The 23,129-nt window shown below is 63.9% G+C and carries 27 protein-coding genes and 1 pseudogene; 18 read left to right on the forward strand and 10 right to left on the reverse strand.

From position 1 onward, the window contains the following. Together AC2FMN_RS15845 and AC2FMN_RS15850 are read right to left on the reverse strand one after the other, a co-directional pair. A pseudogene (locus AC2FMN_RS15845) lies at window positions 1–660 on the reverse strand (sensor histidine kinase); the annotation flags it as partial. Further along, window positions 657–1,394: a response regulator transcription factor gene (locus AC2FMN_RS15850; RefSeq protein WP_496679997.1), complete on the reverse strand. Its 738-nt coding sequence runs from the start codon at window positions 1,392–1,394 to the stop codon at window positions 657–659. The pseudogene AC2FMN_RS15845 and the gene AC2FMN_RS15850, both read right to left, overlap by 4 nt. 221 nt (window positions 1,395–1,615) lie before the next feature. On the opposite strand from AC2FMN_RS15850, the gene AC2FMN_RS15855 reads away from it, so the two are divergent. From AC2FMN_RS15855 to AC2FMN_RS15870, 4 genes are read left to right on the forward strand one after another with little or no spacing between them, the layout of a single operon-like run. Then, window positions 1,616–2,860, forward strand: coding sequence for an ABC transporter substrate-binding protein (locus tag AC2FMN_RS15855; RefSeq protein ID WP_496689341.1), 1,245 nt, complete (start codon window positions 1,616–1,618; stop codon window positions 2,858–2,860). Between the two features lie 58 nt (window positions 2,861–2,918). Then, window positions 2,919–3,791, forward strand: a complete 873-nt coding sequence (locus tag AC2FMN_RS15860; RefSeq protein WP_496679993.1) for a carbohydrate ABC transporter permease — start codon at window positions 2,919–2,921, stop codon at window positions 3,789–3,791. Then, complete coding sequence (locus AC2FMN_RS15865) at window positions 3,784–4,677, forward strand: carbohydrate ABC transporter permease (protein WP_496689343.1); 894 nt, start codon at window positions 3,784–3,786, stop codon at window positions 4,675–4,677. The genes AC2FMN_RS15860 and AC2FMN_RS15865 overlap by 8 nt, the downstream gene beginning before the upstream one ends. 3 nt (window positions 4,678–4,680) lie before the next feature. Continuing rightward, on the forward strand, window positions 4,681–5,778 hold the full coding sequence (locus tag AC2FMN_RS15870; RefSeq protein WP_496679989.1) for an ABC transporter ATP-binding protein: 1,098 nt from the start codon (window positions 4,681–4,683) through the stop codon (window positions 5,776–5,778). Between the two features lie 71 nt (window positions 5,779–5,849). Here AC2FMN_RS15870 and AC2FMN_RS15875 read toward each other — a convergent pair whose 3' ends face one another. Further along, window positions 5,850–6,458 carry an MlaC/ttg2D family ABC transporter substrate-binding protein gene (locus AC2FMN_RS15875; protein WP_496689344.1) on the reverse strand — a complete coding sequence of 203 codons (609 nt, stop codon included), beginning with the start codon at window positions 6,456–6,458 and terminating at the stop codon, window positions 5,850–5,852. Next, the gene (locus tag AC2FMN_RS15880; protein WP_496689346.1) at window positions 6,448–7,275 is read right to left on the reverse strand and encodes an MlaA family lipoprotein; all 828 of its coding nucleotides are present in this window, start codon (window positions 7,273–7,275) and stop codon (window positions 6,448–6,450) included. Before AC2FMN_RS15880 ends, AC2FMN_RS15875 begins: the two co-directional genes overlap by 11 nt. A 284-nt stretch (window positions 7,276–7,559) precedes the next feature. Here AC2FMN_RS15880 and AC2FMN_RS15885 point away from each other — a divergent pair, with 284 nt between their 5' ends. From AC2FMN_RS15885 to AC2FMN_RS15900, 4 genes are read left to right on the forward strand one after another with little or no spacing between them, the layout of a single operon-like run. After that, window positions 7,560–8,015, forward strand: a complete 456-nt coding sequence (locus tag AC2FMN_RS15885) for a RidA family protein (protein WP_496679985.1) — start codon at window positions 7,560–7,562, stop codon at window positions 8,013–8,015. Further along, complete coding sequence (locus tag AC2FMN_RS15890) at window positions 8,012–8,779, forward strand: glycerophosphodiester phosphodiesterase family protein (RefSeq protein WP_496689347.1); 768 nt, start codon at window positions 8,012–8,014, stop codon at window positions 8,777–8,779. The genes AC2FMN_RS15885 and AC2FMN_RS15890 overlap by 4 nt, the downstream gene beginning before the upstream one ends. Window positions 8,780–8,827: 48 nt before the next feature. Further along, on the forward strand, window positions 8,828–10,015 hold the full coding sequence (locus AC2FMN_RS15895; protein WP_496689349.1) for a GNAT family N-acetyltransferase: 1,188 nt from the start codon (window positions 8,828–8,830) through the stop codon (window positions 10,013–10,015). Then, window positions 10,012–10,305 carry a 4a-hydroxytetrahydrobiopterin dehydratase gene (locus AC2FMN_RS15900; protein WP_496679980.1) on the forward strand — a complete coding sequence of 98 codons (294 nt, stop codon included), beginning with the start codon at window positions 10,012–10,014 and terminating at the stop codon, window positions 10,303–10,305. Before AC2FMN_RS15895 ends, AC2FMN_RS15900 begins: the two co-directional genes overlap by 4 nt. Here AC2FMN_RS15900 and AC2FMN_RS15905 read toward each other — a convergent pair. Next, on the reverse strand, window positions 10,302–10,622 hold the full coding sequence (locus AC2FMN_RS15905) for a hypothetical protein (protein WP_496689351.1): 321 nt from the start codon (window positions 10,620–10,622) through the stop codon (window positions 10,302–10,304). The two genes, AC2FMN_RS15900 and AC2FMN_RS15905, sit on opposite strands and share 4 nt — an antisense overlap. 77 nt (window positions 10,623–10,699) lie before the next feature. Further along, window positions 10,700–11,185: a peroxiredoxin gene (locus AC2FMN_RS15910; RefSeq protein WP_496680145.1), complete on the reverse strand. Its 486-nt coding sequence runs from the start codon at window positions 11,183–11,185 to the stop codon at window positions 10,700–10,702. A gap of 99 nt (window positions 11,186–11,284) precedes the next feature. Here AC2FMN_RS15910 and AC2FMN_RS15915 point away from each other — a divergent pair, with 99 nt between their 5' ends. From AC2FMN_RS15915 to AC2FMN_RS15925, 3 genes are read left to right on the forward strand one after another with little or no spacing between them, the layout of a single operon-like run. Beyond that, on the forward strand, window positions 11,285–12,496 hold the full coding sequence (locus tag AC2FMN_RS15915) for an NAD(P)/FAD-dependent oxidoreductase (protein WP_496689353.1): 1,212 nt from the start codon (window positions 11,285–11,287) through the stop codon (window positions 12,494–12,496). Further along, window positions 12,493–13,044, forward strand: coding sequence for a 16S rRNA (guanine(966)-N(2))-methyltransferase RsmD (rsmD, locus tag AC2FMN_RS15920; protein ID WP_496689355.1), 552 nt, complete (start codon window positions 12,493–12,495; stop codon window positions 13,042–13,044). Before AC2FMN_RS15915 ends, rsmD begins: the two co-directional genes overlap by 4 nt. Before the next feature lie 47 nt (window positions 13,045–13,091). Beyond that, entirely contained in the window at window positions 13,092–13,268 is a 177-nt protein-coding gene (locus AC2FMN_RS15925; protein ID WP_496689357.1) for a hypothetical protein, read from the forward strand. On the opposite strand, the gene map is transcribed toward AC2FMN_RS15925, so the two are convergent. Then, the gene (gene map / locus AC2FMN_RS15930) at window positions 13,262–14,068 is read right to left on the reverse strand and encodes a type I methionyl aminopeptidase (protein WP_496689358.1); all 807 of its coding nucleotides are present in this window, start codon (window positions 14,066–14,068) and stop codon (window positions 13,262–13,264) included. The two genes, AC2FMN_RS15925 and map, sit on opposite strands and share 7 nt — an antisense overlap. Before the next feature lie 84 nt (window positions 14,069–14,152). Next, the gene (gene sfsA / locus AC2FMN_RS15935; RefSeq protein ID WP_496689360.1) at window positions 14,153–14,845 is read right to left on the reverse strand and encodes a DNA/RNA nuclease SfsA; all 693 of its coding nucleotides are present in this window, start codon (window positions 14,843–14,845) and stop codon (window positions 14,153–14,155) included. A 50-nt stretch (window positions 14,846–14,895) separates the two neighbouring features. Here sfsA and AC2FMN_RS15940 point away from each other — a divergent pair, with 50 nt between their 5' ends. The 4 genes from AC2FMN_RS15940 to AC2FMN_RS15955 are packed head-to-tail and all read left to right on the forward strand — an operon-like array spanning window position 14,896 to window position 17,810. Continuing rightward, the gene (locus AC2FMN_RS15940; protein ID WP_496689362.1) at window positions 14,896–15,618 is read left to right on the forward strand and encodes a competence/damage-inducible protein A; all 723 of its coding nucleotides are present in this window, start codon (window positions 14,896–14,898) and stop codon (window positions 15,616–15,618) included. Next, window positions 15,615–16,325: a GNAT family N-acetyltransferase gene (locus AC2FMN_RS15945; RefSeq protein WP_496689364.1), complete on the forward strand. Its 711-nt coding sequence runs from the start codon at window positions 15,615–15,617 to the stop codon at window positions 16,323–16,325. The genes AC2FMN_RS15940 and AC2FMN_RS15945 overlap by 4 nt, the downstream gene beginning before the upstream one ends. A gap of 31 nt (window positions 16,326–16,356) precedes the next feature. Further along, window positions 16,357–16,914 (forward strand): peroxidase-related enzyme, encoded by a 558-nt coding sequence (locus AC2FMN_RS15950; RefSeq protein ID WP_496689420.1) that lies wholly within the window; start codon window positions 16,357–16,359, stop codon window positions 16,912–16,914. Continuing rightward, the gene (locus AC2FMN_RS15955) at window positions 16,911–17,810 is read left to right on the forward strand and encodes an OmpA family protein (protein ID WP_496689366.1); all 900 of its coding nucleotides are present in this window, start codon (window positions 16,911–16,913) and stop codon (window positions 17,808–17,810) included. The genes AC2FMN_RS15950 and AC2FMN_RS15955 overlap by 4 nt, the downstream gene beginning before the upstream one ends. A gap of 61 nt (window positions 17,811–17,871) precedes the next feature. On the opposite strand, the gene AC2FMN_RS15960 is transcribed toward AC2FMN_RS15955, so the two are convergent. After that, window positions 17,872–18,777, reverse strand: coding sequence for a LysR family transcriptional regulator (locus tag AC2FMN_RS15960; RefSeq protein WP_149774265.1), 906 nt, complete (start codon window positions 18,775–18,777; stop codon window positions 17,872–17,874). 226 nt (window positions 18,778–19,003) lie between these two features. Between AC2FMN_RS15960 and AC2FMN_RS15965 the strand changes: the two genes are divergently transcribed. Then, complete coding sequence (locus AC2FMN_RS15965) at window positions 19,004–19,447, forward strand: DUF4399 domain-containing protein (protein ID WP_496689422.1); 444 nt, start codon at window positions 19,004–19,006, stop codon at window positions 19,445–19,447. 13 nt (window positions 19,448–19,460) lie between these two features. On the opposite strand, the gene AC2FMN_RS15970 is transcribed toward AC2FMN_RS15965, so the two are convergent. After that, window positions 19,461–21,488, reverse strand: a complete 2,028-nt coding sequence (locus AC2FMN_RS15970) for an FAD-dependent oxidoreductase (protein WP_496689368.1) — start codon at window positions 21,486–21,488, stop codon at window positions 19,461–19,463. Window positions 21,489–21,617: 129 nt separating this feature from the next. Here AC2FMN_RS15970 and AC2FMN_RS15975 point away from each other — a divergent pair, with 129 nt between their 5' ends. Continuing rightward, window positions 21,618–22,103, forward strand: coding sequence for an RNA pyrophosphohydrolase (locus tag AC2FMN_RS15975; RefSeq protein ID WP_496689370.1), 486 nt, complete (start codon window positions 21,618–21,620; stop codon window positions 22,101–22,103). Between the two features lie 96 nt (window positions 22,104–22,199). After that, a complete protein-coding gene (locus AC2FMN_RS15980) occupies window positions 22,200–23,126 on the forward strand; it encodes a DMT family transporter (RefSeq protein WP_496689372.1) in 927 nt (308 codons plus the stop codon). Window positions 23,127–23,129: the final 3 nt, after the last annotated feature.

A 23,129-nucleotide genomic window follows, 5' to 3' on the forward strand; every position in this document is an offset into this window, starting at 1 on the left:
ATGTCGGCGCCGGTCGCGCAGCGCCTGTGCGAAGCGGGCGAAACTGTCGGTGGCATTGCCGATCGATGTGAGGATAGCGGCCAAGGCTACGACCGCCGCCAGGATCGCCGGCAAGCGCAGATCGGTCGGCGCGGCACCGCACCCCCAGACCCGTGTTCCGTCCACCTGCTGCCAAGCACCGCGGCCGTACCGGGCGATCAGGACCGGTTCGCTGCAATAGGTGGCCAGCAGCCGGGTCAGGTTTCCCATTTTCTGCGGACCGGTCTGATCGCTGCCTGAAACGATGTCGGATACCGGATAGACCAGCCGGTCGGACATCACGGCCAGTGTCAATTCGCGCCCGCCCAGCGGCGCAGAACTGTCGGTCAGGATCGACAGGTTGGTTACGAAGCGCCGCTCCTGCAGGCCAGGCAGTTGTTCGAACTCGCCGGCCTCGGCCAGCCGTGCGGCCTGCGGAGACAGCGGCGTGGTCGTGATGTCAGGCAGGGCGCCGCGCCCGGTACGCAAATTTTCGTAGACGGCAAACCCGGCTGCGTAGGCCCGGGTCAGGTAACGGTCCCAGTTGCGGGCCGAAGCAAACCACAGCCCTGCCGCCAGCAATCCGGCGGCGAAGGCTCCGATGGCCCAGACCCAGCCGAGACTGCGCAGGCGCAGGGTCATGCCTCGTCTTCCACGGCCACGTCGCAGGCAAAGACGTATCCCACCCCGCGCGCGGTGCGCAGCATCTGGGGATCCTTGGGGTTGGCCTCGATCTTGGAGCGCAAACGCCCGACCAGAACATCGATGGCGCGGCCTTGAGCCTCGGGCTTGTCGCCGCTGCCGGTCACGTCCAGCGCAGCGGCGATCTCGTCGCGGGTCAGGGGGATGTGGGGATTGGCCAACAGCACCTTGAGCAGCGCGGTTTCCCGCTGCGAAAGAGACACTTGATAGCCGTCGGGGGCATGCACCTCGTCGCGTTTTCCGTCATAGACCCAGCCGCCGAAGCGGAACGTACGGATCCTCCGGCGATAGGCCAGAGACGGCGTGCGCCGCGCGCGCTGCATCACCGCCCGCACGCGCGCCAGTAGCAGCTGCGGGTTGAACGGCTTGGCGATGTAGTCATCGGCGCCCACTTCGTAACCGGCCATGCGCTGGTGATCGGCCGACAGGGCCGACACGAAGATGATCGGGACGTCCTGTTCTCGGCGCAGGCGGGCACAGATCTCAACCCCGTTCTCGTCACCCAGCATCACGTCCAGCAGGATCAGGTCGATGCGGCCCGATTTCAGGTGCGCACGCACCTGGTCCTCGGTTGCGGCCGGCAGGGCGATGAACCCGTTCTGCTGAAAGAACTGGGTCAGCATCGACCGGATCTCCGGATCGTCGTCGACAACCAGCAAACGTGGAATGCTCACGTTCGTCCTCCCTGAGTTTCCCTACGACGCTGCCCTCAATTGTAACGGACTGCAACGGATTCAAGATCAACGTAACATGCTGTAACAAAAGCCGGGAAAAATTGCCTCCGGCGCCGGGTTCGGGCCAGATTTTCCGTTGCCTGATGACGGTTTGTTTCCGGTAATATTCGGCATCGCCGCCCAAACGGCGGTATGACATAGGTTCTGGGAGGATACCGAACATGAAACGTTTTGCATTCGCCACGGCGTCGTCGCTGGCCGTTCTGGCCACGTCCTCGGTCATGGCCGAGCCACAGGCCGAAGTTCTGCACTGGTGGACATCGGGGGGCGAGGCCAAGTCGGTCGCCGTTCTGCAGGAGGAATTCGCGGCCAATGGCGGCACCTGGACGGACATGCCTGTCGCGGGCGGTGGCGGCGACGCGGCAATGACCGCGCTGCGCGCCCGGGTTCTGGCCGGCAACGCGCCGACCGCGGTTCAACTTAAGGGCCCGGCGATCCAGGAATGGTACGAAGAAGGCGTTCTGGCCGACATCTCGAACGTGGCCGAGGCCGAGGGCTGGGACAAGGTTCTGCCCGCTTCGATCGCGGCGCACATGAAGTGCGAGGGCACCTGGTGTGCAGCGCCGGTGAACGTGCACCGGGTCGACTGGATCTGGGCCAATGCCGACGTGCTGGCGGCCAATGGCATCGAGATGCCGACCACTTGGGACGAATTCAACGCCGCCGCCGAGAAGCTGCAGGCCGCGGGTGTGATCCCGCTGGCCCATGGCGGCCAGGCCTGGCAGGACGCGACCGTGTTCGAAACGGTCGTTCTGGGCCTTGGCGGCCCCGAGTTCTACAACAAGGCGCTGGTCGAGCTGGACGCCGAGGCGCTGACCTCGGACACGATGGTCAAGGTGTTCGACCAGATGCGCACTCTGCGTGGTTTCGTTGACGAGAACTTCTCGGGCCGCGACTGGAACCTGGCCACCGCCATGGTCATGAACGGCGAGGCCGCCTTCCAGATCATGGGCGACTGGGCCAAGGGCGAATTCCTGGCTGCAGGCAAGGAACCGGGCAAGGATTTCCTGTGCGCCTCGACCCCCGGCGACGGATACCTGTATAACGTAGACAGCTTTGCCATGTTTGACGTGGAAGGTGACGACAAGCGCGCCGGGCAGGAATTGCTGGCCAAGCTGATCGTCGCGCCCAAGTTCCAGGAAGTGTTCAACCTGAACAAGGGGTCGATCCCGGCCCGGACCGACGTGTCGCTGGACAAATTCGACATGTGCGCCAACATCTCGGCCGAAGACATGGCGACCTCGTCCGAAAACGGCTCGCTGCTGCCGTCCTATGCCCACGGCATGGCGCTGCGCGGGTCACAGGCCGGTGCGATCACCGACGTGGTGACCGCGCATTTCAACTCGGACATGTCCTCGCAAGAGGCCGTGCAACAACTGGCTGACGCAGTGGCCAACAGCTACTGATCTCCAACCCGCCCTGCCCCCATGCGCGGGCAGGGCACCTTTCTCCCCGGAGGCTCAAATGTCGGAATGGCTGGAAAACCACCTGCCCAAGGTGGTGCTGGCACCCTCGTTCATCGCCGTATTGATCTTTGTCTACGGTTTCATCGGATGGACGGCCTGGGTATCGCTGACCCGCTCGAAACTGCTGCCGAAATACGAGATCAAGGGCTTCGTGCAATACGAACGCCTGTTCGACTCGCCCCGCTGGGACACGGCAATCAACAACCTGTACATCTTTGGCGCGCTGTTCATCGTGATCGCGATGGTACTGGGCCTGGCGCTGGCCATCCTGCTGGATCAGAAGATCCGCGTCGAAGGGTTCATCCGCACGATCTACCTGTACCCGATGGCGCTGTCGATGATCGTCACCGGCACCGCGTGGAAATGGATCCTGAACCCCGGTCTGGGGATTGAAGCCACCGTTCGGGGCTGGGGGTTTGAAAACTTCACCTTCGACTGGCTGGTGAACCCCGATTTCGCGATTTATACGATCGTGATGGCGGCGGTCTGGCAAAGCTCGGGCTTCGTGATGGCGCTGTTCCTGGCCGGGCTGCGCTCGGTCGATGGCGAGATCATCAAGGCCGCGCAGGTCGACGGCATCCCCACCTGGCGGATCTACACGGCAATCATCATCCCGTCGATGGCGCCGATCTTCCTGTCGGCCTTCATCGTGCTAGCCCACCTTGCGATCAAGAGTTTTGACCTGGTCATCGCCCTGACCGGCGGCGGCCCCGGCTATGCCACCGATCTGCCGGCCACCTACATGTACGCCATGGCGTTTTCGCGGGGCGACATCGGCCAGGCGGCGGCGTCGGCGATGATCATGATGCTGGTCGTCTTTGCGATCGTGGTTCCTTACCTTTACTCAGAACTGAGGGCGAAAAATGACTGATCTGTCGATGCCCCGAACCCGTGCGCAGGGCACGGCCGGCAAGACCGCGCTGCGCTGGCTGCTGTATGTCCTGCTGGGCCTGTTCGCGCTGTATTACCTGATGCCGCTGTTCGTGATGGTCACGACCTCGCTGAAAAGCCTCGAGGAGATCCGCACCGGCAGCCTGATCGCACTGCCCCGCGGCGTCACGCTCGAGGCGTGGAAAACCGCCTGGTCCAGTGCCTGCACTGGGATTCAGTGCGAAGGGTTGCGGCCCTATTTCTGGAACTCGGTGCTGATCGCGGTGCCGGCGGTGATCCTGTCGACCCTGCTGGGCGCGCTGAACGGGTATGTCGTGGCGCAGTGGCGGTTCCGCGGGGCCAACATCATCTTTTCGCTGATGCTGTTTGGCTGCTTCATCCCGTTCCAGGTTGTGCTGCTGCCGATGGCGCGGCTGCTGGGGCTGATGGGGCTTGCGGGCACCATTCCGGGCCTGATCTTCGTCCACGTGATCTATGGGCTGGGCTTCACCACGCTGTTTTTCCGCAATTACTATGTCACCATTCCGGCCGAGCTGACCAAGGCGGCGCGGGTGGATGGGGCCGGGTTCCTGCGGATCTTTTGGTCGATCTTCCTGCCGCTGTCGCTGCCCATCATCGTGGTGACGGTGATCTGGCAGTTCACCCAGATCTGGAACGACTTCCTGTTCGGCGTTTCGTTCAGCCAAGCGGGCACGCAGCCCGTGACCGTGGCGCTCAACAACATCGTCAACTCAACCACCGGCGTCAAAGAATACAACGTCGACATGGCAGCCGCGATCATCGCGGGGCTGCCGACGCTGCTCGTCTATGTCGTTGCCGGCAAGTATTTCATCCGCGGCCTGACCGCCGGTTCCGTGAAGGGATAACCCATGGCTCCCATCCTCGATATCAAAAACCTGTACAAGAATTACGGCGCAACCGAGATTCTCAAGGACATCAACATCTCGATCGAACCGGGCGATTTCCTGGTGCTGGTCGGGCCGTCGGGCTGCGGCAAGTCGACCCTGCTGAACTGCATCGCCGGGCTCGAGCCGATCTCGGGCGGGACGCTGTCGATCGGCGGCAAGGACATGACCCATGTCAGCCCCAAGGACCGCGACATCGCGATGGTGTTCCAGTCTTACGCCCTGTACCCGACCATGTCGGTGGCCAAGAACATCACCTTCGGCATGAAGGTGCGCGGGGTCGATCAGGCGACACAAGACGCCAAGCTGAAAGAGGTCGCCGCGCTTCTGCAGATCGAGCCGTTGCTGAACCGTCGCCCCAGCCAATTGTCGGGTGGCCAGCGGCAACGTGTGGCGATGGGCCGGGCGCTGGTGCGCGACCCCAAGCTGTTCCTGTTCGACGAACCGTTGTCGAACCTCGACGCCAAGCTGCGGGTCGAGATGCGGACCGAGATCAAGAAGCTGCATCAGACGCTGGATGCCTCGATCGTCTATGTGACCCATGATCAGATCGAAGCGATGACCCTGGCCACCAAGATCGTGGTGTTGAAGGGCGGCGTGGTGCAGCAGATCGGCACCCCAGCCGAGATCTACAACCGCCCCGCCAACCTGTTCGTGGCCGATTTCATGGGGTCGCCGGCAATGAATTTGATCCCGGCGCGGGTCCAGCGCAACGGGACCGGCACGCAGGTCGCCATCGCGCGTGCGGGGGGCGATCCGATCGTGCTGACGGACACGCGCGATCTGCACCTGCCTGAAGAGGTGATCCTGGGCCTTCGCCCCGAGGACATCGCCGAGGCCGGGTTCCGCGCCGGCGCCGGCGTGCAGGAGGCTGCCTGCCTGGTCGATATGGTCGAGCCGGCGGGGGCGGACACCTATGTCGTTTCGGAACTGGGCGGCAAACAAGTGACCGCGCGTCTGCATGCCGAAACCAGCGCCAGGGCCGGGCAGATGCTGAACCTGGCCTTTGACATGAGCAAGGTGTCGTATTTCGCCAAGGACACGGGCGAGCGGCTGAACTGAGCCGCTTATTCGGGCACGAAAATGCCGCGCATATCGGATGCGCGGCATTTTTGCGGTCCGGTCCGGCGGGGTCAGCCGGTGGTTTTCAGGTCGCGGATTAACTGATCCAGATTACCCTTGCGGGCATCCAGCATCGCGCCGATCTCGGTGCGCTCGGTCAGCAGCAGGTTCACCCCTTCGATGAACATGTTGTAAAACTTGTCGCGGCCCGATTTGTCCGACACCAGGAAGGTTACCTCGAACGGGGCTTCGCCGCGCAGCTTGACGGTGCTGCGCACCTCGTATCCGGCCTTGATCTTGCGGGCCGATTTCACAGTGACCTGACCGCCGATGAACTCGCGGAACCGGCGGCCATATTTGCGCGAGATATAGCCCTGGAACGCTTTGGTGAATTCGCGCAGTTGCGCTTGGCTGGCGCTGCGCGCATCCGCCCCCAGCGCATAGCGCGCCATGATCGGCACATCGGCATATTGCACGAAGATCTTCTCGAAATCGCGCAGCATCGCGCTTTCGGATTTGCCCGATTCGATGACGCGGTTGATCTCGGCCACCACCTTGTCGACCAGGACCTTGGCCGATGCCTCGGTCAGGGCCAGCGCGGGCAGGGGAAGGGTGGCTGCCGCCACGCCGGCCAGGGCGGTGGAGACAAAACCGCGGCGGGTCAATGTGTCATTCGGCATAGGGGTCCTCGTAGGGGTCAAGATAGGCGTCCACGGCCGGATCGCCATCAAGGTCGGCATAGGGGTCCGAGTACAGATCCAGATAGGTATCTTCATCGTCGCGTGCCAGTTCGAACCGGCGGTTCTGCAGATAGATCAGGCGCGCCTGCGCATAGCTGTCGGCGCTTTCATAGAGGATAGAATCGACAGTGTCCGAGAACCTGCCCCGATCGCCCATCCGGCGCACGACCTCGGCATAGAGGCCTAGGTTGTCGGCTGGGCGGGTCGGCGCCAGGTCGATCGGGTTGGTGAACAGGTTCACCACCACGCCGACCGCGTCGCGCGTGGTGGACGGGCCGTAGAAGGGCAGCTCGACATAGGCGCCCTCGCCGAAACCCCAGACATGCAAGGTTTCGCCGAAATCAGTATCGACCTGCGGCAGGTTCAGCTCGTCCGCCGGTTTGGACAGGCCGAACCCACCGACAGTTGAGTTGATCACGAAGCGCAGCAGGGCGTTTCCGGACTGTTTCAGATTGCCCTGAAGCAGGTAATCGACGGCCTGCCCGGGCAAGGTGATGTTCTCGGCGAAGTTGTTGAAACTGGTCACCATCGGGTCGGGCACGATCTTGACATAGCCCTTGGACGCCGGGCGGAACAGAAATCGGTCCACGCCTAGGTTGAATTTGTGTATGCCCCGATTGGTTTTTTCGTAGGGGTCGAAAACCTCGCCCCGCGTCGCGGCATCCTGCGGCTGGCTGGCGCAGGCCGACAGCACCGCCAAAAACGCGGCAAGGGCGACATGTCTGAAACGGATCCGGCTCGACACGGTCTCATTCACTCCCGTTCGCCCGGATGTAAGGCAACCGGACACTCAATCAATACTCTTGGCCTGTTCGCACCGGCCCAATTCTCCGGCAGATAGTTGCTTTCTGCCCGAAATGAAACTCCTAGCGTGTTACCTGCGCACATCCGCTAGGTAAAGTGGCCGGCGTTCAACACCTCGGGGACAAGAGAAAACGCGCCGTTTCGCAGACTGGCGGGGAAATGACGGTTTTGCGTCTTTTCGCGAACCCAGTTCCCGGTTAGCGTCCCGAAAACAGACCGGAAGCTGAGGACAAGAACATGAGCATCGCGGCAAAACTGGAATCCATGGGCGTGACCCTGCCGGACGCCCCGGCGCCGGCGGCGAATTACGTGCCGTTCGTGCGGGTAGGCAACATCGTTTATGTCTCGGGCCAGATCTCGAAGGACGATGCGTTGATCACCGGCAAGCTGGGCGCCGACATGGATGTCGCGGCCGGTGCAGCGGCGGCTCGGGTCTGTGCCATCAACCTGCTGGCCCAGGTCAAGGCGGCCTGCGGCGGGGACATCGACAAGCTGGTGCGCGTGATCAAGCTGACCGGCTTCGTGAACTCGACCGCCGATTTCACCGACCAGCCGCAGGTGATCAACGGCGCGTCCGACTTCTTGGTCGAGGCGCTGGGCGAGGCGGGCCGCCATTCGCGTTCGGCCGTCAGCGCCGCGTCGCTGCCGCTGGGCGTCGCGGTTGAGATCGAAGGGATTTTCGAGATCCAATGACACCGTCTCTGCCTCGTGTGTTCATGGGCGCGCCGATTGCGCATCGGGCGCTGCATGACATTCGCCAGACCCGCCCGGAAAACAGCCGGGCGGCCATCCGGGCCGCCATTGCTGCGGGCTACGGGATCGAGATTGACCTGCAGCTGACGTCGGACGGCCATGCCATGGTTTTCCACGACTATGACCTGACGCGCCTGACCGGCCAGTCCGGCGCGATCCAGCAGATCACCCGGGCCGAGGCCGCGGACCTTCCGCTGCTGCACGGGGACGAGGGGATCCCCTCGCTTGAGGAAGTTCTGCAACTGGTGGCGGGCCGCGTGCCGTTGCTGATCGAGTTCAAGGATCAGCACGGTGCGATGGGGCCTTTGGACGGGCGGCTGGAACGGGATGCGGTCGCGCTGCTGAAGTCCTATGACGGTCCGGTCGCGCTGATGTCGTTCAACCCCCACTCCGTGGCCGAGCTGGCCCGGCTGGCGCCGGAGATTCCGCGTGGGCTGACGACCTGTTCCTATAAGCCCGAAGTCGAGCATCTGCCGGCCGAGGTCTGCGACCACCTGCGCGACATCCCCGATTTCAACCGGGTTGGCGCCAGCTTCATCAGCCACGAGGTGCAGGACCTGGCCCGACCCCGCGTCGCCGAGTTGAAGGCGCAAGGCGTGCCGATCCTGTGCTGGACGGTGCGCTCGGCCGAACAGGAGGCCGAGGCGCGAAAGGTGGCCGACAACGTGACCTTCGAAAACTATCTGGCCGCCATTCCGGGTTGAACCCGGCTGCCGGCGTCACAGATAGTTCAGGGGGACGCAGGAGGGCACATGGACCAGTCACAGATCGAGATCCGGGTTCTGTCGACGCTGGATCAGATCCCGGCGGCCGAATGGGACAGTTGCGCCTGCCCCGAGGCCGCCGACGGCACCCGCCCGCTGGACCCGTTCACCACGCACCGGTTCCTGCGCGCGCTGGAAGACAGCGGATCGGTCGGGCGGGGCACCGGCTGGCAGCCGCAATACCTGACCGCCTATCTGGACGGCCTGCTGATCGGGGCCGCGCCGATGTATGCCAAGTCGCACAGCCAGGGCGAATACATTTTCGATCACAGTTGGGCCCATGCCTATGAAAACGCGGGCGGGCGGTATTACCCCAAATTGCAGATCGCGGTGCCCTTCACCCCGGCCACCGGGCGGCGGTTTCTGACACGGCCCGGCTATGACGGGATTGCCATGTCGGCGCTGGTGCAGGGGGCGGTGCAACTGGCCGCCGACAACCGCCTGTCGTCGCTGCACGTCACCTTCTGCACCCAGGCCGAGGCGCTGGCCGGGCAGCAGATGGGCCTGCTGGCGCGCGATTCGCAGCAGTTTCACTGGCTGAACGATGGCTATGCCGATTTCGACGATTTCCTCGCCGCCCTGTCCTCGCGCAAGCGCAAGAACATCCGCAAGGAAAGGGCGCAGGCCAACGCCTTCGGCGGCGAGATCCGAACCCTGACCGGCGCCGATCTGCGCCCCGAACACTGGGACGCGTTCTGGGAATTCTATCAGGATACCGGCGCGCGCAAGTGGGGCTCGCCCTATCTGACGCGGCAATTCTTTGACATCGTTCACGAAACCATGGCCGATGACGTCGCGCTGGTGCTGGCCGAGCGGGGCGGATACCCGGTGGCCGGCGCGCTGAACTTCATCGGGCGCAAAACCTTGTTCGGGCGCTATTGGGGCTGCACCGAACATCACCCCTGCCTGCATTTCGAACTGTGCTACTATAGGGCGATCGACTTTGCCATCGCGCAGGGGCTGGCCCGCGTCGAAGCTGGCGCGCAAGGCGAACACAAGCTGGCGCGCGGCTATCTGCCCACGCGCACGCACAGCCTGCACTGGATCGCCGATCCCGGCTTCGCGGACGCCGTCGCGCGGTACCTCGAGGCCGAAGCTCGCGCGGTAGGGGAAGAGATCGAGATTCTGACGGATTACGGCCCGTTCAGAAAAGCCAACCCGGAGGAACGGCAATGAGCGAACTTCTGTCCACCGAGACCCGCGGCCCGCTGCTGGACCCGCTGTTCAGGAACGGCTGGACCATGGTCGAGGACCGCGACGCGATCACCAAGACCTTCATCTTTGACGATTTCGTCGATGCCTTTGGCTGGATGACCAAGGTGGCTATCTTTGCCGAAAAGTGGAACCACCACCCCGAATGGTCCAACGTCTATCGCACGGTCGAGGTGGTTCTGACCACCCATGACGTGGGCGGCCTGTCGTCTCAGGACGCCAAGCTGGCGCGCAAGATGGACAGCCTGCTCTAGCCGCGGTCGCCGCGCGACCCCATTCCGCCGGCCAGCAGGGCAACCTCACCCAGCCGCTGGAACTCGGCCGGGGTCACGGTGCCATCGCTGACATCTATTTCGCGCGGAATGCCTGTGGTGCGGTTGCCCACCATCCGAACGCTGCGCGCGGCCGGATTGATGTCGAGGCAGCGCGTCTGATAGCAGGTCAGACCCGATGTATTGATCTGGATGCGGGCCTGCCCGTCGGGGCCGGTAACAACAGGGGACTGTGGCACCTCGCAGGCGGTCAGAGCGACCATGGCGCCGATCCCAGCCAGTGTTTTCATGTAGGCCATCAAGATCCTCCTTGCCGTTTATCCGGCCATTTGCAGGCGCCCGGGCGGGCACCTGCGGTTGGCTTTCCTTTTAGCGGTCAGATAACCGCCAGCAGGCCTTCTCCGGCCGAAATCTCGCAGGCACCGGGGCTTTCCTCGAGGTTCAGCGCCACGACCTTGCCGTCTTCGACCAGCATCGCATAGCGCTTGGAGCGCGCGATCAGGCCGGCGGGCGGGGCGTCGAAATCCATGCTGATCGCCTTGGTGAATTCTGAAGCCGGATCGGCCAGCATGGTCAGCCCTGCCGCGGTCGCACCCGTGGCCTCGCCCCAGGCCTTCATCACGAAAGGGTCGTTGACCGACACGCAGATGATCTCGTCCACGCCCTTGGCCGCGAACTGGTCCTTGGTGCGCATGAAGCTGGGGACATGGGCCGAATGGCAGGTGGGGGTGAACGCGCCGGGCACGGCAAAGATCACCACCTTGCGGCCCTTGACCTTGCTGGAGAGCCGCACCTCTTCCGGTCCGTTTTCGCCCATCTGGATCAGGGTTGCTTCGGGCAGGGTGTCGCCGGTTGAAATCATCTTCATGCTCCTGTCGATTGAAATTGCAAACTCGCTCCTTGCCGCAATATAGGTGGGCGGGTGGCACAAGCCACGGGAAATCGACAGGGGGCGGACCAGATGAGCCATATCGTCGTGATCGGAGCCGGACAGGCGGGGTCGTCACTGGTGGCCGGGCTGCGCAAGGGCGGGTTTGACGGGGCGATCACCCTGATCGGGGCTGAGCCCGTGCTGCCCTATCAGCGCCCGCCGCTGTCCAAGGCCTACCTGCTGGGCGAGATGGAGCTGGAACGGCTCTACCTGCGCCCCGAAAGTTTCTATGCCGAGAACGATATTACCCTGCGGCTGGGTCAGCAGGTGACGGCGATCGACCCGGCGGCCAAGACCGTTACCATCGGCGACGAGGTGATCTCCTACGACCAGCTTGCCCTGACCACCGGTTCGCATCCGCGCTGCCTGCCCGCCGCGATCGGCGGAGACTTGGAGGGCGTGCATGTGGTGCGCACGCTGGCCGATGTGGACGTGATGGCCCCCGCCGTGATCGAAGGCGCTCGGGCGCTGATCGTGGGCGGCGGCTATATCGGGCTCGAGGCCGCAGCCGTCTGTGCCAAGCGCGGCGTGCAGGTGACGCTGGTCGAGATGGCCGACCGCATCCTGCAGCGTGTCGCCGCGCCCGAGACCAGCGACTATTTCCGCGCGCTGCACGGCACCCATGGCGTGGACATCCGAGAAGGCGTCGGGCTGGAACGGATCACCGGTGAGAATGGCAAGGTCACCGGCGCGGTGCTTGGCGACGGGACGGAACTGGCGGTTGATTTCGTGGTGGTCGGCGTGGGCATCACCCCGGCCACCGAACTGGCCGAGATGGCCGGGCTTGCCATCGAGAACGGCATCAAGACCGACGCGCAGGGCCGCACCTCTGCCCCCGATATCTGGGCGGCGGGCGATTGTGCCTCGTTCCCTTACAAGGGCCGACGCATCCGTCTGGAAAGCGTGCCCAACGCGATCGACCAAGCCGAGGTGGTGGCGCAGAACATGCTGGGCGCGGGCAAGGATTACGTGGCCACGCCCTGGTTCTGGTCGGACCAGTATGACGTGAAGCTGCAGATCGCTGGGCTGAACACGGGCTATGACCGGGTGGTGACCCGACCGGGCGAGGGGGCGACCACCTCGTTCTGGTATTACAGGGGCGATCAGTTGCTGGCGGTGGACGCGATGAACGACTCGCGCGCCTACATGGTCGGCAAGCGCCTGATCGACGCGGGCAAAACCGCCGATCCGGCAGTGGTGGCCGATTCCGCAGCGGATCTGAAGCCGCTGCTCAAGGCGTGAGGATCATCGCCGGAGATTTCCGGGGCCGGGCGCTGGCCTCGGTCGGCAAGGGGGACGCGGGCGCGCATCTGCGCCCCACCACAGACCGGGTGCGCGAAAGCCTGTTCAACGTGCTGAACCACCTTGTCGACTTCGATCGGCTGAGGGTGCTGGACCTGTTCGCCGGCACCGGTGCCTTGGGGCTCGAGGCGCTGTCGCGCGGTGCGGCGCATGTCACCTTGGTTGATGATGGGCGGGTGGCGCAGGGGCTGATCCGCAAGAATATCGACCTGACCCGCAGCGCCGACCACACCGCCCTGATCCGCCGCGACGCGACACGGCTGGGCGACAATCCCGGCGCGCCGTTCGACCTGATCTTCCTCGATCCGCCCTATGGCAAGGGAATGGGGCAAAAGGCGCTTGCCGCGGCGCTCAAGGGCGGCTGGCTGGCCGATGACGCGCTTGTGGTCTGGGAAGAGAACGCCGCGATGGCCCCGCCCGAGGGCTTCACGCTGCACGATGCGCGCAAATACGGCGACACCCATATCTCGCTGATGTGGCGTGGCTGAACCGCCCTTTTTTGGACCCGGGGCCGCGCCGTGCTATGTTGCGAGTCATGGACCACGCCATGCCCATTTTCCCGCTGGTTCCCGCGCAGAGTGCCGAGACCGAGACAGGGCCAGAACCCAAACCGCGCCGCGCGCCCGTCTTCATCCAGGACGCGGTGACGCCATGGGGGCAAGAGACGCTGTTGCTCGCCCTGTGGCGCGCGCAGCAGGATCAGGATCAGTAGGTCGGGTGGAACTTGCCGCCCGGTGACAGGGTAAAGATCTCGACCCCGTCCGCGGTCACACCCACGGAATGTTCGAACTGCGCCGACAGCGACTTGTCGCGGGTCACGGCGGTCCAGTCATCGGCTAGGGTCTTGGTCTCGGGGCGGCCCAGGTTCACCATCGGCTCGATGGTAAAGAACATGCCCTCTTCCAGAACCGCGCCGGTGCCGGGGCGGCCGTAATGCAGCACGTTGGGCGGTGCGTGGAACACCCGGCCCAGCCCGTGCCCGCAGAAATCGCGCACGACGCTCATGCGATGCGATTCGACGTAAGCTTGGATGGCATGGCCGATATCACCAAAGGTGTTGCCCGGCTTGACCATCTCGATCCCCTTGAACAGGGCGTCATGGGTCACCTGGATCAGCCGCTCGGCCTTGCGCGGCAGCTTGCCCGCCACATACATGCGGCTGGTGTCTCCGAACCAGCCATCGACGATCACCGTCACGTCGATGTTCAGGATGTCGCCATCCTTCAGCTTCTTCTCGCCCGGGATCCCGTGGCAGACCACGTGGTTCACGCTGATGCAGCTGGCGTGCTGATAGCCCTTGTAGCCGATGGTGGCCGACTTGGCGCCGGCATCCTCGACCATCCGGGTGATGATCCGGTCGATCTCGCCCGTGGTCTGGCCGGGAAAGACATGCTCGGCGATGTCATCCAGAATCCGCGCCGCAACCGCCCCTGCCGCGTGCATGCCGGCAAAGTCAGCCTGTTCGTAAATGCGGATGCCGTCCTTCGTCAGGCGGCCACGATGTTCCTTCATCAACGCGGGGCTCCAATTGTTGCGCGCGATACCCTCTTTACGCTGCTTGTGCAGAAAGTGCCAGAGGGCGCACGGTGGCGGGCGTCACAGTTTGTTCCCGATCCAGACGCCTTTGGGCGTGATTTGGGTCGCATAGACCAGCCGTTCAACCCCTTTCGCTGCCGCAGCGTCAAATTGCGCCGCATAGGCAGGGTCGATATCGGCGGCCAGCTCGAACCGCGCGCAGTCGGTGCGCTGCACCAGATACAGCATGACGGCTCGGTGCCCGGCCTCCGCCATCGCCGCCAGTTCGCCCAGATGCTTGGTGCCGCGTGCGGTCACGCTGTCGGGAAATTCGGCCAGACCGGGCTGGCGCGACAGGGTCACGCTTTTCACTTCGACATAGGCGTCCGGCAATCCCGCCTCGGTCAGCAGGAAATCGACGCGGCTGTTTTCGCCGTATTTCACCTCGGGCCGGACGGTGCCATAGGCGGCCAGTTCGGGGATCTCGCCCGCCTCAAGCGCGGCCCGCAGCGCGCGATTGGGCACCGAGGTATCGACCCCGGTGAAATGGCCGTTCTCGTGCTCGACCAGCCGCCAGCCGAATTTCAGTTTCTTCCTGGGGTCGTCATTGGGTTCCAGCCAGATTTTCATGCCCGGCTCGGCCAGTCCCATCATCGAACCGGGATTGGCGCAATGGGCCGTCACCTCGCGCCCGTCCTCCAGTACGCAATCGGCCAGAAAGCGTTTGTAGCGGCGGATCAGGCGGGCGGGAACAAGAGGGGTTTGAAAGCGCATGGTTACGGGCCTATACCTGCCTCAAATGTCGATCAAGAGGAGAGCGCGCCATGCCCAACCCAACCGCCGCAATGCTGGTGATCGGGGATGAAATCCTGTCGGGCCGCACCCGCGACGCGAACATGCACTTTCTGGCGCAGGAATTGACCAAGCATGGCATCGACCTGAAAGAGGTCCGCATCGTCAGCGATGACGCCGAGGCCATCGAAACCGCCGTCAAGGCGCTGTCGCAGGCCTATGACCATGTGTTCACCAGCGGGGGCATCGGCCCGACCCATGACGACATCACCGCCGATTGCATCGCCCGCGCCTTCGGGGCCCATATCGACGTGCGCGATGATGCCCGTGCCCTGCTGCAGGCGCACTACGACCAGGCCGGGTTGGAGCTGAACGCCGCACGGCTGCGCATGGCGCGCATCCCCGATGGCGCGATGCTGATCGACAACCCGGTCTCGACCGCGCCGGGATTTACCCTGGGCAACGTCCACGTGATGGCCGGGGTGCCCTCGGTGTTCCGGGCGATGGTGGCCAGCGTGCTGCCCACCCTGACCGGAGGCAAGCCATTGTTGTCGCAGACCCTGCGCGTAGACCGGGGAGAGGGCGACATCGCCACCAATCTGTCGGCCCTGGCGCAGGATTTCGACGACCTGTCGATCGGTTGCTACCCGTTTCAGATCAACGGCGTGTTCGGCGCCAACGTGGTGGTGCGCGGCACCGACGGCGCCCGTATCGACGCCGCCATCACCCGCCTGGCAAGGGAGCTTGACCTGTGAGGCCCGACTGGGCCGCCGTCGTCGACGGCACATGGCCCGCTGCGCGGTACACGCAACTTGGTCCCTTCCTGCTGCGCGAAGGGCTGGGGGGCGGCTCGCGCGTGTCCGCGGCCAGCCGTATCGGCCCGGTCACCCCGCCGGATATCGACGCGGCCGAGGCGGCCATGCAGGCGATGGGCCAGAAACGCATCTTTTGCCTGCGCCCGGGTGATGAGGCACTGGACGAAATGCTGGCCGCGCGGGGCTTTGAGATCCTCGATCCGGTCAACATCTATGCCTGCCCGGTCGCGCGGCTGACCGAGCAGCCGGTGCCGCCGGTGACCGTCTTTACCCTGTGGGAGCCGCTGGCCATCATGCGCGAGATCTGGGCGCAGGGGGGCATCGGCCCCGAACGCCTTGCGGTGATGGAGCGCGCCTCCGGCCCCAAGACCGGCCTGTTGCTGCGCCACCGCGATCAGCCGGCGGGCACCGCCTTCGTGGCCATCCATGACGGCATCGCCATGCTGCATGCGCTCGAGATCGTGCCGGCCCATCGCCGGCAGGGGCTGGGCCGCTGGGCGATGCGCGCCGCGGCCTTTTGGGCGCTGGACAATGGCGCCCATACCCTTAGCGTGATCTGCACCAAGGCGAATGAGGGGGCCAACGCGCTCTACCGCTCTCTGGGGATGGAACACGTCGGAGAGTACCACTACCGCCAGCTGGTCTGAGAGGAGAAAGACAGCCGTGACTGACACCGACATGCCCACCGCGCTGAACCTGCCGATGGTGGACCCGCTGCCGCCCGAAACGCAGAAGTACTTTGACATCTGCACCGAAAAGCTGGGCATGATCCCCAACGTGCTGAAGGCCTATGCCTTTGACATCGACAAGCTGAATGCCTTCACGGCCATGTACAACGACCTGATGCTGGCCGACAGCAACCTCTCCAAGCTCGAGCGTGAGATGATCGCGGTCGTAGTGTCGTCGATCAACCGCTGCTTCTATTGCCTGGTGGCGCATGGCGCGGCAGTGCGGCAGATGTCGGGCGATCCCAAACTGGGCGAGATGCTGGTGATGAACTACCGTGTGGCGCCTCTGGATGACCGCCAGCGTGCGATGCTGGACTTTGCGGCCAAGATGACCACCGCCAGCGCCGAGATCGAGGAGCCCGACCGCCAGCGCCTGCGCGACGTGGGGTTCTCGGATCGCGACATCTGGGACATCGCCAACGTGGCCGGGTTCTTCAATATGACCAACCGGGTGGCCAGCGCAACGGCGATGCAGCCCAATGACGGCTACCACGCCCAGTCGCGATGATCCGCCGTGCCGCCTTGCTGATCTGGCTGCTGGGCGGGCCGGTTGCGGCCCAGACCCTGACGCTGCCTGACAGCGCCCGGCAGGTCAGCGAACGCATCAGCCCCTTGGACAGCTATGACATGCCGATCGGGCCTTTTGCCGACGGCTCGGTGCCGGTGCGTCCGGTCGAAGGGCGGGTCGATCGGATCACCTGGCGCCTGCAGGCGGGGTCCAGCACCACGCTGCAGTTGCTGGCGCCGCTGCGTGACCATCTGAAGGCACAGGGCTATGACATCGTGTTCGAATGCGAGGCCCGCAACTGCGGCGGTTTCGATTTCCGCTTTGCCATCGAGGTGGTGCCGACCCCCGACATGAACGTGTCCATCAACGATTATCGCTTTCTGTCCGCGACGCGCGGCGAAGAAGTGCTGACCCTGCTGGTCAGCCGCAGCCCGCCCGATGGGTATCTGCAGATGATCCGCGTCACACCCCAAGGCGCAAAACCGCCGCCCCTGGTGGTCGAAGAGACGGTTCAGGGCGCAGGCGGCCTTCTGTCCGATCTGACGCGCGATGGCCATGTTATCCTGGATGATTTGAGTTTCGAATCCGGCGCCGTCGCACTGGGCGAAGGTCCGTTTGCCTCGTTGGCCTTGTTGGCCGCCTATCTGGCGGACAATCCGGGGGCGCGGCTGGCGTTGGTCGGCCACACCGACGACACCGGAGACCTGCAGGCGAATATCGATGTCAGCACCCGCCGTGCCCAGGCCGTGCGAACCCGCCTGATCGAACGGCACGGCATTGCCCCCGACCGGGTACAGGCGCAAGGGGTGGGATATCTGGCGCCGTTGACGTCGAACGCCACCCCGGAAGGCCGCGAACTGAACCGCCGGGTCGAGGCGGTGTTGCTGGTCAACTGAGCCTTGCACAAAAAAATGGCCCACGCAGGACGCGCGGGCCGTTCAGGTGCCACCGGGAGAATTACCAGTCCATCGGCCCCTTTTCAGCGAAGGAGTCGACAAGAAAATCAATGAAGGCGCGCACCTTGGGCTGGGTAAACCGGCCCGGCGGGTACACCGCATAGATGCCTTGTACCTCGTCCGGCAGCGACGGCATCGCGTCCACCACCTTGCCCGATTTCAGCGCATCCGCATACAGATAGCTGGGCAGATAGGCGATACCCAACCCCGAGATCGCCGCGTTCAGCAGCGACTGCCCGTCATTCACGCTCAGCCATCCGGCCGTGCGCACCTGCCGCTTTTCGCCCGACGGCGCCGTCAGTTTCCAGACATTGCCCGAGGACTGGCTGGAGTAATGCAGCAGCTTGTGTTCGTTCAGATCGTCGATCTTTGCGGGCAGCCCAAAGCGTTCCACATAGCTGGGGGCGGCCACCATGCGTTTGACCGTTTCCGTCAGCTTGCGGGCGCGCAGGGTGCTGTCTTCCAGCTCGCCGATGCGGACGGCCACGTCGAACCCTTCCGAGATCAGCTCGACATAGCGGTTGTTCAATACCATGTTCACGGTGATGTCGGGATAGGCGGCCAGGAATTCAGACAGGACCGGCGACAGGTGATTCACGCCGAAATCCGTCGCAACCGAAATCCGCAGCAGGCCCGACGGCGCCGATTGCATAGAGGTTACCAGCGCGTCGGCCTCTCCGGCGTCGTTCAACACACGGCGGGCGCGGTCGTAGTAGGCCAGCCCGATCTCGGTCGGCGAAACGCGGCGCGTCGTGCGGTTCAGCAGCCGCGCGCCCAGCCGGGCCTCGAGGCTCGACACATGCTTTGACACGGCTGATTTGGAAATGCCCATCTTCTTGGCCGCATCGGTGAAACCACCTTGGTCCACCACATTGGCAAAGGCCTCCATTTCGGTCAGTCGGTCCATTCTCGTTCCCCAGGTCTTCTGTTCGTTGTCCGACCATGGCCTTGAATCTGGGCGGAAACGGGGCAGACATGGGATAATATCAGGGTTTCGAATTGGATCGTTTGCGCTTCGGAAACGCGGAAACAGTGGTGTCTTGGGCGTTTGACGCCCTGATGTTCCGGCGGTTTTTGGAGCATTTGCCTGCGCATGTTACGCTGGGATCGGCAATTCCTTGACCAAGGAGATGATGATGAAGATCATATTCGCGTGCATATTTTGCCTTGTGGCATCGGTCGCGCAGGCCGGAGGGCCAACCGCATCCAATCCCGACGCCAAGGTCTATTTCGTGGATCCATCCGATGGCGACGCGGTGACGTCGCCGGTGACCATCGTCTTCGGTCTCAGCGGCATGGGGGTCGCACCGGCCGGGACCGAAAAGGAGAACACCGGCCATCATCACCTGCTGATCGACCGCCCGCCGCTGGGGCAGGGCGAAGACGGGGCCGACGAACTGTCCAATGGCCTGCCGTCAGACGCGCATCACATGCATTTCGGCGGCGGCCAGACCGAGGTAACGCTGGACCTAGCCCCCGGCCCGCATACGCTGCAACTGGTTCTGGGCGACGCCGGGCATGTGCCGCACTCCCCGCCGGTCTTGTCCGAGGTGATCACGATCACCGTCGAGGAGTGACCGACGGCCGCGCTCAGAGCGCAGCGGCCAGCCGCGTGCCTTGGTTGATCGCCCGCTTGGCGTCCAGTTCGGCCGCCACATCCGCGCCGCCGATCACATGCGGGGTGATCCCGCGTTCGATCAGCGCATCGGCCAGCGACCGCTCGGGCACCTGTCCGGCGCACAGAACGATCGTATCGGCCTTGATGACGGTCGGGTCGGCGCGCTCTTCTCCGAACGAGACATGCAGCCCCTCGTCGTCGATCCGCTCGTAGTTCACGCCGCCAACAAAGTTGACGTTCTTCATCTTAAGCGTCGCGCGGTGGATCCAGCCGGTGGTCTTGCCCAACCCCTTGCCATGCGCCTGTTTCTTGCGCTGCAGCAGCGTGACCTGCCGCTTGGGTGCCTCGGGCTGAGGGCCTTCGGGCGCGAGGCCCGAGCGGTGTTGTTCGGGGTCGGCGACGCCCCATTCCTTCATCCACAGGGGCAGGTCGGTGGTGGGCGAATGGCCCTCCTCCAGCAGGTATTCCGACACGTCAAAGCCGATGCCGCCCGCGCCGATCACCGCCACCGATTTTCCTACCGGAGCCTTGTCGCGCAGCACGTCGATATAGTTCACGACATTGTCGCGGTCCTCGCCCGGGATCTGCGGGTCGCGCGGGTTGACGCCGGTGGCGATCACCACCTCGTCGAACCCGGCCAGATCGTCGGCGCCAACCTCGCGGCCCAGTTCGACCTTGACGCTCAGATCGTCCAGCATGGTGCGATACCAGTCCACCAAGCCCCAGAACTCTTCCTTGCCAGGCACCTGCTTGGCCATGTTCAGCTGGCCGCCGATCTCGTCGGCCTTGTCGAACACGGTCACGTCATGGCCGCGCTGGGCGGCGGTCATCGCCGTGGACAAGCCCGCCGGACCCGCACCCACGATGGCCACGCGCTTGGGCGTGGCGGCCTTTTCGATCACCAGTTCGGTCTCGTGGCAGGCGCGCGGGTTCACAAGGCACGATGTCAGCTTGCCGCTGAAGGTGTGATCCAGACAGGCCTGGTTGCAGGCGATGCAGGGCGCGATCTTGGCTGACTCTCCGGCCATCGCCTTGGTCACGAAATCCGCATCCGCCAGCATCGGCCGCGCCAGAGAGACCATGTCGGCGCAGCCCTCGGCCAGCACCTGCTCGGCCACTTCGGGCGTGTTGATCCGGTTCGAGGTGATGACCGGAATCCCCACCTTGCCCATCAGCTTCTTCGTCACCCAGGCAAATGCCGCGCGCGGGACGCTGGTGGCGATTGTGGGAATCCGCGCCTCGTGCCAGCCGATGCCGGTGTTGATGATCGTGGCCCCAGCCTTTTCGACCGCTTGCGCTAGCTGCACCACTTCGTCATGAGTCGAACCATTCGGCACCAGGTCGATCATCGACAGCCGGTAGATGATGATGAAATCGGTACCCACCGCCGCGCGGGTGCGGCGCACGATTTCCAGCGGCAGACGCATCCTGTTCTCATAGGACCCGCCCCAGCGGTCGGTGCGCTTGTTGGTGTGGGTCACGAGGAACTGGTTGATGAAATACCCCTCGGACCCCATGATCTCGACCCCGTCATAGCCCGCCTTCTGCGCCAGCACGGCGGCGTTCACGATGTCGCTGATCTGTTTCTCGATGCCGTCCTCGTCCAGCTCGGTCGGCGGGAAGGGCGAGATGGGCGACTTCACCGGGCTGGGCGCCACGCATTTCGGCCCATAGGCATAGCGGCCCGCATGCAGGATCTGCATGGCGATCTTGCCGCCCGCCTGATGCACCCGATCGGTGACGACGGAATGGTTCGCCACGTCTTTGTCACTGGTCATCATCGCAGCACCCGGCAGGACCGAGCCTTCGAGGTTTGGCCCGATGCCGCCCGTCACCATCAGCGCCACACCACCGCGCGCGCGGGCAGCATAGAACTCGGCCACCCGGTTCCAGTCGCCGGTTTCCTCCAACCCGGTATGCATCGAGCCCATCAGGACCCGGTTCTTCAACGTGGTAAAGCCCAGATCCAGCGGGGCCAGCAGGTGTGGGTAGTCGGTCATCAGAATCTCCCTTGCTTGCGCGCACCATTGCTTTACGCGCAGGTCATGTCACGCCAAACGCCGCGTCAGACCCTTGCACTGACGCAACGACCGATTAGGAATGGGGCGACATCAAGCCCGGAGACCCCCATGACCCCCGAACAGATCGCCAAGCTGCCCTACCGCCCCTGCGTCGGCCTGATGCTGATGAACGATCAGGGCAGGATCTTCGTCGGCCAGCGCAACGACCGGTTCGAGGACGCCTGGCAGATGCCCCAGGGTGGCGTGGACGAGGGCGAAGACCCGCGCGCGGCGGCCCTGCGCGAGTTGCAGGAGGAAATCGGCGTCACCCCCGACCTTGTGGAAATCGTCGCCGAGACCGACGGCTGGCTGCCCTACGACCTGCCGCACGACATCGTGCCCCACATCTGGAAGGGCCGCTTTCGCGGGCAGCAGCAGAAATGGTTCCTGATGCGGTTTCTGGGGACCGACGATCAGATCGACATTCAGACCGACCACCCCGAGTTCACCCGCTGGAAATGGCAGGACCCCGACCGCCTGATCGCCGAGATCGTGCCATTCAAGCGCGCGGTCTACGAGCGGGTGATGGAGGCGTTTGGGGGGTATTTGGGGTGAACTAGACCCCGGTCGAGTGGGTTCCGCATTGCGCACAAAGTTCCCGGTCCATGGTTCTCTGCTATGAAATTCGCGAACCTGTGTTAGGCCTTGGTCATGGCAAAGACCTCGACACAAACCGGAACGGCTATTCCCTATGCGCTTGCGGTTGCAGGCGTTCTTTTCGCGTCGATCTGCTTTGGGCTGGTGCCCTATTTCAGCAGAGGGCTGACGCAGCAGGGTGTCGCGCCTTATGCCGTCGCATTCTACCGCTACATCGTCGCGGCAATTCTGCTGCTGCCCGTTCTCGTCATGCACCGCAAAGCTTGGCGCGAGATTTGTTGGGGCCTCTCGGCAGGAGCCGTGATGGGACTTGGGTGGATCGGATACGTGACTGCGTTGGAGACCTTGCCCGCGTCAACCGTAGGCGTGCTCTACATGACCTATCCGGTTTTTACATTGGTCATTGCCTGGGCGCTTTTCTCTGATGCACCCACGCGGAGCGCCTTGCTCGCTTCTGGCCTTATTGTTCTGGCTGCAATCATTGCTGGTTCGCCCGCATCCGTGTCACCACAACACATACCAACTCTATTGGTGGCACTGGCGGCCCCGTTCGGCTTTGGTTTCGGTATTTGTGTTTTGGTCCACAGGCTGTCCCGCATCGCGCCGCTAGCGCGCATAGCCTCGGTTTCCTTGGGATCGGTTCTTGGGCTCTTTCCGCTGATGCTGAGTGCCGATGTGCAACAGTTGCTCCCGGAGGGGCAATCCGACTGGATCTTGATCGTCGGAATTGGCCTGGTCACGGCGCTTGTGCCTCAGCTCATCTACACGATCTGCTCGCCGTTGATCGGCGCCTCTCAAACCGCGGTCGTTGGAAGCATAGAATTGCCCACGATGTTCGTGGTCGGATTTGTTGTTTTTGGCGAAGCAATCACGGCGCCCCAAGCCATAGCGTGCGCTTTGGTTCTTGGTGCGATTGGAATCACCCGAAGCCGAACGACACGCACCTTGACCACTGTGATTGCGAAAGAACCGAAAAGGTAGGTT

The organism is Ruegeria sp. BHSC037, assembly GCF_059613045.1.